This is a genomic window from Methylacidimicrobium cyclopophantes (genome assembly GCF_902143385.2).
In the GTDB taxonomy this organism is placed as follows: domain Bacteria; phylum Verrucomicrobiota; class Verrucomicrobiia; order Methylacidiphilales; family Methylacidiphilaceae; genus Methylacidimicrobium; species Methylacidimicrobium cyclopophantes.
Genome location: NZ_CABFUZ020000177.1, coordinates 1 through 10,062 on the forward strand (window position 1 = coordinate 1; position 10,062 = coordinate 10,062).

Consider the following 10,062-nt stretch of genomic DNA (forward strand, 5'->3'; position numbering starts at 1 on the left):
CGGCTGCGGCTGCCACTAAGGCAGAGTGCCTACCTCGTCGGATCGACGCCTTTTGTCCGACGAAGCCCGGGATCAGTCCGCAAACTCAATGGAAGCGGAGAGAGTGACGGCCCCGGAAAGCGAGGCGGTAACCAGACACCGCTCCTCCGCTTTGCGCAAGAGGTGCTCGGCTTTTTGAGCGTCGGCTCCCCTCGGCAGCTTGAGAGTTGGACGCAAAGAGAAACGGGTGAAGCGGCGTTTCCCGTCGGCCATCTCGAGGATGGCTTCCGTTGGACATGACAATTCGATCCAGGGAAGCCTCGCAAATTCGGCGAGAGTGTCGAAGGTCAAAAGGAAACAGCTCGCCACCGACGCTGTCAGCAACTCTTCGGGGGACCAGACGTTGCCCGGGCCACCGAACTGGGCTGGAGCCGTTACCTCCAGAGACGGGAGATTGGCCCCCGCGACCGAGAGATTGCCCGTCGGTCCTCCCCGCGCGACGACTTCGTAGCGGTGTGGAAGGGGATGCACGAAACCGATGGATACCTCTTCCGACCTGTCGGGACAAGATGGATTTCCATCTTTGGGGGTCGGTCGCAGCCTTTGCAGGGAGAGATCAGCGGCTCTCGAAGCCGACGAAGACCGGTTCCGGATCGAGCCGCACGGCAAAAAGCGCCTCGACGGCATTCTGGATCTCGATCATGAAGGCGACAACCTCCGCGGCGGTAGCTCCACCCCTGTTGACGATCGCAAGCGCGTGGAATCGCGAGATGCCGATAGAGCCCCGATCCAACCCTTTCGGAAAGCCGGCATTTTCCACGAGCCAAGCCGCCGGAACCTTCCGTTTTCCTCCGCCCGCGGGAAAGGAAGGGGGTGTGAGTCCTCGCTTTTCCGCTCGCTCCTGCAACTCGGCGAAAGCAGCCGGTTCGAGGATCGGGTTCTTGAAGAACGAGCCGACGCTCCGCGAATCCTCTTCATCCCTGGAGACGAGCATGGCCTTCGACCGGCGAATCTGAAGAACCGCCTCGCGAATCTCCTTTACCGATGGTGGATTCTCCTTTCGAGCAAAGTAGGAGAGGAGATCGGGGTAGCGGAGTTTTGCATCGCCGTCTCTTGGGAGAGCATAGCAGACGGCCAGAAGCAGGTAGCGCTCCTTTTCCTCGGTGTTGAAAATGCTTTTTCGGTAGCCGAAGGAGCAGGCGGCGGCGGAGAGCTCGACGATGCGCCCGTTTCGTCGATCCAAGGCCCGCACCGTTCGAATCGAAGATGCCACCTCCGCTCCGTAGGCTCCGACGTTTTGGATCGGTGTGCCGCCGACCGTTCCGGGAATACCGCTCAAGAGCGCCAGACCGGGTGAGCCGTCGGCGACGGTTCGCAGGACGAAGGGATCCCATGTTTCTCCGGCTCCGACCCAATAGAGGCGCTTGCCGTTCTCCCATCCGGGCTCCACGCCCCGAATCGCGATCTTGAGGACAAGGCCGGGAAAGCCGCTGTCGGCGATGACGAGATTGCTTCCTCCTCCGAGAAGGAAGAGGGGAAGTTCCCGCTCCGTCGCCCAGGAGAGTGCCTCGCGCGCCTCCGCCTCCGTTCGAGCCTCCGTGAAGAAGCGGGCCCTTCCCCCGATCCCGAGCGTCGTCAGGGGAGCCAGAGGGACATTTTCCCGAATCTGCATCGGCTGAGCAACTTATCAGAAACGGTGGCGAACCGCAGGCATGGAAAGTGGAGGATTGCGGCCCGCTCCCCGGAGAAGAGCGAAAGAGAGCAGCGGCCGGAGACGAGGTAGTCGGGGAGAGAGCGGTCCTCTTGATGAAAAGGTTTGCTTGTCGGCGGAAGCATTGGTTTTCATGAGTCGGTCGGCTCCGGGCCCATTAGATCCTCCCTGTGCCTTTTGAGATCATACGAGTGTGAACTTTCTTCGGCATTTAGGAAACGGATTGGTGGGGGTGGTCGAAGCCGCCGGCGCCATCTGCTTTTTGTTCGCCGACGTTGTCTACAGTATTTTCCGGTATCGCTTCCGCTGGGAACTGTTTTTGGAACAGATCGTTCGGATCGGAATGCGCTCCCAGGGAATCGTGCTGATTACCGGGGCTTTCACTGGTGCCGTCTTCGCGGCACAAACGCAGTTTCGGTTCGGGAAGCTGGGCCTTTCCTCGGCAACCGGACCGGTGGTCTCGATCGCCATGCTTCGGGAGTTGGGACCGGTGCTCTGTGCCCTCATGATCTCCGGACGGGTGGGATCGGCGATGGCTGCCGAACTCTCAACGATGCGGGTCACCGAGCAGATCGACGCCTTGCGTGCCTTGGCGGTCTACCCGACGCAATATTTGATCGTGCCTCGCTTTCTGGGAATGTTGGTCTCCATGCCCTTCCTGGTAGCTCTGACGAGCGGCACGGGCATTCTGTTGGGATACGTCGTTTCGGTTCTGTTGTTGGGCGTCGATCCGGCATTTTATTGGGACAACACGATTAAGTTTACCGGTGCCAGGGATATCTGGATGGGCGAAATCAAAGCGCTCTTTTTTGCCGTGATCATCGTCCTGATCAGTTGTCACCGAGGATTGCGCTGTCAACTGAGCGCGGAAGGAGTGGGAATCGCGGCGACGGAGGCGATGGTCTTCTCCGCGATCACCGTATTGATTTCGAATTTCTTTTTTAGTTTTCTCATGAACCTCATCTTGTCATCGTAATGCTTCTCCGCCTCGTTGAATTGACAAAATCCCTTGGTACGCAGCACGTTCTAGATGGGGTGTCGTTAGAGGTGCCCCCGAAGGCGCGTCTTTGCGTCGTCGGGCGGAGCGGGGCGGGAAAGAGTGTGCTCCTAAGATTGATTCTGGGTTTGATCAAGCCGGATTCGGGGGAAATCTGGTATGGAGAGACCAACTTGGTTCCCCTGGGGGAGCGGGAGCTGGCGCCGTTACGGCGCGAAATGGGAATGGTCTTTCAAAACGGAGCGCTTTTCGACTTCATGAACGTCGAGGACAATGTCGCTTTCGTGCTGCGGGAACGGCGGCGGCCGGAGAGCGAGATCCGTCAGGCGGTCTCCCGAATCCTGGAGCGACTATTTCTCCAAGGACATGAAAAGAAGATGCCTGCGGAGCTGAGCGGCGGGATGCGGAAGAGAGTGGCGCTGGCGCGGGCGATCATCTCTCGGCCAAAGCTCATCCTTTACGATGAGCCGACGGCCGGGTTGGATCCCATCGGCTCCACGGAGATCACCGACCTGATCCGATGCCTGAACGAGGAGTTCGGAGCGACGACGATCGTGGTGACCCACGATATGCGCAGCGTCGAGCAGATTGCTCAGCAGGTGGCCTTTCTCCACGCGGGGAGGATTTATAAAGTCTGTTCTCCGGAAGAATTCCTCTCTTCGGAGGAACCGGTGGTGAAGGCCTTTGTCCACGGGCTAGTCGAAGAGCCGGCGCTCGGGACTTGTTAAAATTATGGCGACGAAACATGCGGAGTTCCAGGTTGGCATTTTCCTTCTCACGGGCTTGGCCGTCATCGGGATCCTCGTCGTCCTGCTTGGACGATATGGGGAAAAATTTCGCCCCACTTACGAGATTACCGTCGAGTTCCCGAACGCCTACGGGCTCGTGAAGGGAGCGCCGGTTCAATTCGCGGGAGCGCCCGTCGGCCGGGTAGCCGGGAGTCCTTATCCGATTCGGGAGGGGCGGGCGGTGGAGGTGCCGCTGAAGATGTATGCGGATACAAAGATCCGGAAGGATGCCCTTTTTCAAATCGTCGATGTCGGCATGCTCGGAGATAAGTCGATCGAGATCACGCCACGAGGGACAACCGCACCCTTCCTCAAAGAGGGAGACCATGTTCGGGGAACGCGACAGACGACGATCGTCGACCTGGCGGGAGAATTCCGACCGGTGGCGGAATCGGCCGGCAAGGTGGCCGACGAGATCGGAATCCTAGTGGGCCGGATCAACGAGGAGGTCCTTACGGAGGATGTGGCGGCCGAGATTCGAGCCACGATCAAGGATCTCCACAGCGTGCTCACGCGGACAGATCACATCCTCGAGGAAGCGCAGTATGGACGGGGACCGATTTCCCGCCTCCTCAACGATCCGGCGCTTGCGAGCGATCTGCGAGACTTCATCTATAATCTCCGGAGAAAGGGGGTTCTCTTTTACTCCGACGTGGCGGCCCGCCAGGAGCAGGAGGGAAAGCCGATCACGACCCAACCCGTGAGGCCGGTCGGCGCCGAGAGGACGGCACAAAAGGTCGTCGCTCCTCAAAAGCATCCTTGACCATGGAGCGAGCGAACTCGAACGGCTCGGAGGAGCGAATCGTCGGAGCCATTCTCGTCGCGGCGGGACAGAGCCGCAGGATGGGTTTCGACAAGATCTTCCGGCCTCTGACCACCCGGAGCGCTCTGGAAATCTGCCTGGAGCGGATTTCCGGATTTCCGCGGATCTCCGAAATCGTGGTCGTCGTGGCTGGGGAGCGGCGGGAAGAGGCCTTTCGACTCCTCTCTCCGCTTTCGCCGGCCGTACCGATGAAGATTGTCGAGGGCGGAGCCGAGCGGCAAGACTCGGTCGAAGCCGGTTTGCGATCCTTGGATCCGAGATCGGAATTCGCGCTCGTGCATGACGCGGCTCGACCCTTCGTCACGGGAGAGTTGATCGAGGCGATCTTTCGGGTTGCCCGGCGGGAGGGCGCCGCCGCCTGCGGGAACCCGAGCTCGGATACCGTAAAGGAAGCGGATGAGCAGGGGAGAGTCGTGACGACACTCGATCGACGCAGGGTCTGGAATGTTCAGACGCCCCAGATCTTTCGACGGGAACTGCTGCTGGAAGCCTACCGGAAATTGCGAGAAGGAGGAAAGATCGCCACAGATGACGCCGCCGCCGTTGAAGCGATCGGACACCCGGTCCGTTTGGTTCCTTACGCTGGATTCAACGGCAAGATGACCCGTCCCGATGACTGGGAATTGGCTCGCCAGCTGTTGCTGGGGAAGCGAGTCCTGTAAGAATGTCGACGGGAACGGGATCGGGCCGATCCCTCTACTTAATTTCCCGGTGAAGCGTGTGCCGGCGCAAGAAGGGGTTGTACTTCCGAAGCTCCAGTCGGCCCGGCTGAAGTTTCTTGTTCTTGGTTCCGAAATATCGTGACGCAGGCTTCTTTTCGGCCTTTGCCTCCGTGCACTCCAAAATGACTTGTTCCCTGGGCATCGTCGGCAAAGATTAGGAGCGGAGCGGATTGGTGTCAATGCGCTTCGACGAGCGCCATGAGAAAGCCGGCCGTCGGCCCTAGGGCAAGAGGAGCGGAAACGAAGGAGAAGCCTCCCCAGCGGTGGAAGGCGGCGATGCAAAGGGAGACGAGGCCGGAGAAGAGCCTTTCCGTAGCCGAGGAGGTTCATCAGATTCGCGTGCTCGCCAAGAAGCTTCGAGCCTATCTGCGCCTCTTTCGGGGAATCCTTCCGGAAAAGACTCTTCGACTCGAAGAGAAGCGCATCCAATGCATCGCCCGGGAGCTTGGCCGAGCCCGCGACGAGGAAATTTGCCGCCAGGTCCTTCGCTGGCTGGCGACAAAGGAGAAAAAGGCGAGCCATCGAAGGTGGGCACGGATGGCGCTCGGCGATCTTCCGAAAACGGCGGGGAGGGAGTTGGATGCGAGGAAGCTTTTGCGGGCGAGGAGACGAATCGAGGCTCGGCGCCTCCGGCTTCTGGCGTTGATCGACCAATATCCCCCGCAAGAGGGGAAGCTGACGGAATCGCTCCAGAAGGAGTACGAAAAAAGCCGCCGGGGGATGAGAGAAGCGCTCCGAGAAGGCAGTCCGGAAGCTTTTCACCGTTGGAGGAAGCGAGTGAAGCGTCTCGGATATCTGATGGAGCTATTTTGCACCTCCTCGCGAAGACGTCTTGGCCGTTTGCAGGGGAAGCTCCTCCGGCTCGGCAGACTTCTGGGGAGATTGCAGGATTTGCGCGTTTTGCGAGGACGAATCGAAGGGCAAGCGGCCTCCACGGACCGGAGTCTCGTTCCGCTCTTGGACAAATGGATGACCCGATACCGGAAAGAAGCGGAAAGGGTGGGAGAACGCTGTTTGTCGATGGGAAAGCGGGAGTTTCGTCGCCTTCTCGCCTAATCGTCCTCGCCATGCACCGGCTTTGCGCGCGGGTAGCGATCCCCGCCCGGGATTCGTAGGGAGTCGGGATAGAGAAGATAGGGCGCACGTGCCTGCGCGAAAGCCCGCTCGGAGCTCCGCCACTCCGCGGCGATCTCTCGGACGCTCCGATGGCCGCGCAACTCTGTCAGGATCGAGGAGCTCCCATAGAGTTTGCAGAGCATCTCCCGGCCGTTTGCGGAGACTCTCCGCAAAAGCGAGGGATGGGAAGCTTGGTTGACCCGAGCGGCAAGATAGATCGCCAAGGCGGTCAGATTGGCGCTGGTTTTCGGGTTGATCTCCAGGCGTACCGCCGTACCGCCGTTCCCGGCCACCGGGATCGCCTGGACGCCGGCAAAGCCGAGGCGATTGATTTCTTGCGCGAGCAAAAAAGCGTCCAAACCTCGGCCGGCCACATATTGGAAGGGCGACGGAGACCAGCCGACTCCCGAATCGCCGCCGAGATCGCCCAGGAATCCCGTGACCACATAGTAGAGCGACGAGGTGGCCCAAGGGATGTTGGGGGAAGTGCGGATCCAGGGAAGATCGGTCTCTTCCCAGACCATGTCCCGCCGCCATCCTTCCATGGGAATGACCCGGAGAGAGCAGGGATGACGGACCCACCCTCTCCGATTCGCCATGAGAGCGATCTCTCCCGCGGTCATGCCGTGGACATAGGGGATCGGGATCCGACCGACGAAGGATTGCCACGACGGTTGGACGAGTGGGCCTTCGATTCTGCGGCCTCCCAGCGGGTTCGGCCGATCGAGGACGAAAAACGGAATTCCAAGCTCGCCGGCGGCATCCATCGCTTCGACCATGGTGCTGATGTAGGTGTAGCTGCGGCAGCCGATGTCCTGAAGCTCGAAAACCAGTGCGTCGAGGCCCGCCAGCATCGATGGAGTGGGCCGGCGCGTGTCTCCGTAGAGGGGGTAGACGGGGAGGCCGGTGAGTCGATCCCGATGGAAGGAAACCCGTCCTCCGGCCCGGATGTCCCCGGAGATCCCATGCTCCGGGGCGAACAGGGCGACGAGCCGGACTCCGGGCGCACGCTTGAGGACGAGGCGGGTGGGACGCCCGGCCGAATCGACGCTTGCCTGATTGGTGATGAGGCCGATGCGTCGACCTTGCAAGGCCGCGAAGTGGGAGCGTTCGAGGACGTCGATTCCCAATAAGACCGAAGCCGCCTCCGCTCGGGAGGCAAGGAGCCAGAGCAGGAGCACGGAGAGGAGCCGTCCCGTATGCTTGACAGAGGCGGAGAATGGCCGATACTGGTCGGGCGCCGCCGGTTGCGGAGAGTGCGCAGAATGATTGCTTCCCGAAGGTCGACTCATCGAGGATTCTCGCTTCTACCGGCCGGCCGCGGAAGAGGAAGCAGAAGTCGATCCCTCCCCGCCCGAATGGCTGCGGCGATTCTACCTCGGAAGGTCGAGGCGAGCCAGCGCAACTTGGATTCTTGCCGAATCGAATCGGTTGAAAGACCTGCTCCCTGGAATCGGATTGCCGGCCCGGAGCGATTGCGGAGGCTCCGGCGAGGCGGCAGCGCCAAGGTTGGCAGGCTCCACCCCAGCCCACGATGATGCCGTCTGCACCGGATAAGCCGCTCCTGTCCGTGGACGCCTCGCTTCGCGAGAAGCTTTTCGCCAAGGTCGCCTACTTTTCCATGGAGATGGCGGTCGACGAGGAGATTCCCACCTACAGCGGGGGCTTGGGGGTTTTGGCGGCCGATACACTTCGCGCAGCAGCCGGGGCGGCTCTCCCCATGGTCGGCGTCACGCTGCTTTATCGGAGAGGCTATTTTTTCCAGCGCTTGGACGCGCAAGGCTGGCAGCGCGAAGAGGCGGTCGCCTGGTCTCCTGAAGATTTCCTTTGCGAGCTCCCCGAGCGGGTTTCGGTGGTTCTCGAAGGGCGGACGGTCCAAGTGCGCGCTTGGCTTTTTTTGATCCGCGATGCGGGGGAAGCAACGGTGCCCATCCTCTTTCTCGACACCGATCTCCCCGAGAATGCTCCGTGGGACCGCACCCTTTCGCATTCTTTGTATGGCGGAGACAGTCGCTACCGGCTTTGCCAAGAGGTCATCTTGGGCATCGGCGGAGTCCGGATGTTGCGCAAGCTCGGCTTTGGGCAGCTGGAGCTCTTTCACATGAACGAGGGACATTCGAGCTTGCTCACTCTGGAACTTTTGGAAGAAGCGGCGAAGCGAGCGGGCCGAACGGAACCGATCGGGGAAGATATCGAGGCGGTGCGGAAGAAGTGCGCTTTCACCACCCACACACCGGTTTCTGCGGGGCACGACCGCTTCCCCCTCGAGATGGTGCGAAAGACCATCGATCTGCCGTCGATCGTCGATAGCGAGCACAAAGGCCGATTTTGTTGCGACGGGGAGATCAATCTCACCCATCTCGCCTTTCAGTTCAGCCATTACATCAACGGAGTTGCCAAACGCCACTCCGAAGTCTCTCGGGCCCTTTTTTATCCCGCGACGATCGATTCGATTACCAACGGGATCCACGTGCCCTATTGGTCCAGCCCGCCGATGCAGGCGCTCTTCGATCGCCACATCCCCGGCTGGCGCGCCGATGCGTTCAGCATTCGGTATGCGATTGCGATCCCTCTCGAGGAGATTCGAGAGGCGCACGAGGAGAGCAAGGCGCGCCTCCTTCAATACGTGAACCGAGAGACCAACGCGGGCATGAGCATGGAAGCCTTGACGATCGGGTTTGCTCGCCGCGCTACCGCCTACAAAAGGCCGGAGCTGATTTTGACCGATTTGGATCGGCTCAAACGGATCTCTCGGGAGAAAGGGCCGATCCAGCTCCTCTTCGCCGGCAAGGCTCATCCGCAGGACGAGGAGGGAAAGCGAGCGATTCAACGGATTGTCCAATCCCGAAGCCGTCTCTTGCCGGAAGTCCGAATGGTCTATCTGGCGGAATACGATTTGGCGTTGGCGCGCCTGTTGGTTGCGGGGGTCGACCTCTGGCTGAACACGCCGCAGCCTCCGCTCGAGGCATCCGGGACGAGCGGAATGAAAGCGGCCGTCAATGGGGTCCCCAACCTTTCCATCCTCGACGGCTGGTGGATCGAAGGATGCATCGAGGGGGTAACGGGATGGTCGATCGGGCCGGATCATTATCGGCGCAAAGAAAGTTCCGACGCGCAGCAGGACGCTCAGGAGCTCTACGAAAAATTGGAAAGGGTGATCGTTCCACTCTTTTACGAAAACGGAGAAGGCTACGCGGAGGTCATGCGTCAAGGGATCGCGCTCAACGGTTCGTTCTTTAACGCGCAGCGGATGTTGCAGCAGTATGTGCTCAAAGCCTATTTTGTCTAACGGGCTTCTTCCGCCGGTTAGGTCTGCGAGGCGCGGCAGGCTCGCCTTCGGCTTCGGAAGGATCGTGTAGGAAAAGGCGGTCGACGACGAGCATGCGTGCTGCCGGCTTTGCGGTCGCTCCGAACGGCGCGCATTCCTTGCGAGGAAGGGATCCCGGCTCAACCGGCGGATTCCTCGCGAAGGAAGAGTCCCGGTATCTTCCTCCCGTGGGTCAGAAATGGTTTACGCAGCTCGCGGCTGCGAGCATTCTTCTCGAACGGCTCGATGAGCGGAAACTTCGGTATCCGGAGCCGGAAGCGGAGATCGAGGCCGAGGGAATCAAGGCGAAGGAGATCTGACGGCATGAGCTTGGACGGGGAGAGTTCTGCGGGAAGCCCTGGCGGTCACGGTGGGGCGATGCGGCGGGAAGCGGACAGCATGGGCTCGGTCGAGGTGCCGGCCGACCGTTATTACGGCGCGCAGACCGCGCGTTCGCTGATGCATTTTTCGATCGGTTCGGAGCGCATGCCGATCGAGGTCATTCGCGCTCTTTCGCTGCTGAAAAAAGCGGCGGCGCTGGTCAATGAGGAGCTTGGGACCCTTCCAAGCGAGAAGGCCAAATGGATCGTGGCCGCCGCCGAGGAGGTCGCTGCGGGTA

Annotated in this window: 12 protein-coding genes; 8 read left to right on the plus strand and 4 right to left on the minus strand. The window is 60.6% G+C overall.

Going from position 1 to position 10,062, the window contains the following annotated elements:
• Positions 1-72: 72 nt before the first annotated feature.
• Both FN369_RS07970 and FN369_RS07975 read right to left on the minus strand, forming a co-directional pair.
• The gene (locus FN369_RS07970) at positions 73-510 is read right to left on the minus strand and encodes an OsmC family protein (protein ID WP_142525639.1); all 438 of its coding nucleotides are present in this window, start codon (positions 508-510) and stop codon (positions 73-75) included.
• Between the two features lie 85 nt (positions 511-595).
• On the minus strand, positions 596-1,651 hold the full coding sequence (locus tag FN369_RS07975) for a UDP-N-acetylmuramate dehydrogenase (RefSeq protein ID WP_142525640.1): 1,056 nt from the start codon (positions 1,649-1,651) through the stop codon (positions 596-598).
• A 232-nt stretch (positions 1,652-1,883) separates the two neighbouring features.
• Between FN369_RS07975 and FN369_RS07980 the strand changes: the two genes are divergently transcribed.
• Genes FN369_RS07980 through ispD form a run of 4 tightly spaced genes read left to right on the plus strand, consistent with a single transcriptional unit; the run spans position 1,884 to position 4,960 of the window.
• Positions 1,884-2,666, plus strand: coding sequence for an MlaE family ABC transporter permease (locus FN369_RS07980; protein WP_142525641.1), 783 nt, complete (start codon positions 1,884-1,886; stop codon positions 2,664-2,666).
• Positions 2,667-2,725: 59 nt separating this feature from the next.
• Positions 2,726-3,415 (plus strand): ABC transporter ATP-binding protein, encoded by a 690-nt coding sequence (locus FN369_RS07985; protein WP_246189621.1) that lies wholly within the window; start codon positions 2,726-2,728, stop codon positions 3,413-3,415.
• A gap of 4 nt (positions 3,416-3,419) precedes the next feature.
• Complete coding sequence (locus tag FN369_RS07990; RefSeq protein WP_246189622.1) at positions 3,420-4,238, plus strand: MlaD family protein; 819 nt, start codon at positions 3,420-3,422, stop codon at positions 4,236-4,238.
• 2 nt (positions 4,239-4,240) lie between these two features.
• Positions 4,241-4,960, plus strand: coding sequence for a 2-C-methyl-D-erythritol 4-phosphate cytidylyltransferase (gene ispD / locus FN369_RS07995; RefSeq protein WP_246189623.1), 720 nt, complete (start codon positions 4,241-4,243; stop codon positions 4,958-4,960).
• Between the two features lie 34 nt (positions 4,961-4,994).
• On the opposite strand, the gene rpmG is transcribed toward ispD, so the two are convergent.
• Positions 4,995-5,162 carry a 50S ribosomal protein L33 gene (gene rpmG, locus FN369_RS08000; RefSeq protein WP_142525643.1) on the minus strand — a complete coding sequence of 56 codons (168 nt, stop codon included), beginning with the start codon at positions 5,160-5,162 and terminating at the stop codon, positions 4,995-4,997.
• A gap of 56 nt (positions 5,163-5,218) precedes the next feature.
• Here rpmG and FN369_RS08005 point away from each other — a divergent pair, with 56 nt between their 5' ends.
• Complete coding sequence (locus tag FN369_RS08005) at positions 5,219-6,076, plus strand: CHAD domain-containing protein (RefSeq protein WP_142525644.1); 858 nt, start codon at positions 5,219-5,221, stop codon at positions 6,074-6,076.
• Here FN369_RS08005 and FN369_RS08010 read toward each other — a convergent pair.
• Positions 6,073-7,428, minus strand: a complete 1,356-nt coding sequence (locus tag FN369_RS08010) for an exo-beta-N-acetylmuramidase NamZ family protein (RefSeq protein WP_142525645.1) — start codon at positions 7,426-7,428, stop codon at positions 6,073-6,075. The two genes, FN369_RS08005 and FN369_RS08010, sit on opposite strands and share 4 nt — an antisense overlap.
• Before the next feature lie 242 nt (positions 7,429-7,670).
• Between FN369_RS08010 and glgP the strand changes: the two genes are divergently transcribed.
• The 3 genes from glgP to FN369_RS08025 all read left to right on the plus strand — a co-directional run.
• Positions 7,671-9,425, plus strand: a complete 1,755-nt coding sequence (gene glgP / locus FN369_RS08015; RefSeq protein WP_142525646.1) for an alpha-glucan family phosphorylase — start codon at positions 7,671-7,673, stop codon at positions 9,423-9,425.
• A 92-nt stretch (positions 9,426-9,517) separates the two neighbouring features.
• On the plus strand, positions 9,518-9,763 hold the full coding sequence (locus tag FN369_RS08020) for a hypothetical protein (protein WP_142525647.1): 246 nt from the start codon (positions 9,518-9,520) through the stop codon (positions 9,761-9,763).
• Positions 9,764-9,821: 58 nt separating this feature from the next.
• The coding region (locus FN369_RS08025; RefSeq protein WP_246189624.1) for a lyase family protein at positions 9,822-10,062 on the plus strand (241 nt) is incomplete at its 3' end.

What these genes read in the sequence shown, in the direction of transcription:
- FN369_RS07975 (WP_142525640.1), bottom strand. Translation starts at nt 1,651, where the DNA reads ATGCAGATTCGGGAAAATGTCCCTCTGGCTCCCCTGACGACGCTCGGG.
- FN369_RS07990 (WP_246189622.1), top strand. Translation starts at nt 3,420, where the DNA reads ATGGCGACGAAACATGCGGAGTTCCAGGTTGGCATTTTCCTTCTCACG.
- ispD (WP_246189623.1), top strand. Translation starts at nt 4,241, where the DNA reads ATGGAGCGAGCGAACTCGAACGGCTCGGAGGAGCGAATCGTCGGAGCC.
- rpmG (WP_142525643.1), bottom strand. Translation starts at nt 5,162, where the DNA reads ATGCCCAGGGAACAAGTCATTTTGGAGTGCACGGAGGCAAAGGCCGAA.
- FN369_RS08005 (WP_142525644.1), top strand. Translation starts at nt 5,219, where the DNA reads ATGAGAAAGCCGGCCGTCGGCCCTAGGGCAAGAGGAGCGGAAACGAAG.
- FN369_RS08010 (WP_142525645.1), bottom strand. Translation starts at nt 7,428, where the DNA reads ATGAGTCGACCTTCGGGAAGCAATCATTCTGCGCACTCTCCGCAACCG.
- glgP (WP_142525646.1), top strand. Translation starts at nt 7,671, where the DNA reads ATGATGCCGTCTGCACCGGATAAGCCGCTCCTGTCCGTGGACGCCTCG.
- FN369_RS08020 (WP_142525647.1), top strand. Translation starts at nt 9,518, where the DNA reads ATGCGTGCTGCCGGCTTTGCGGTCGCTCCGAACGGCGCGCATTCCTTG.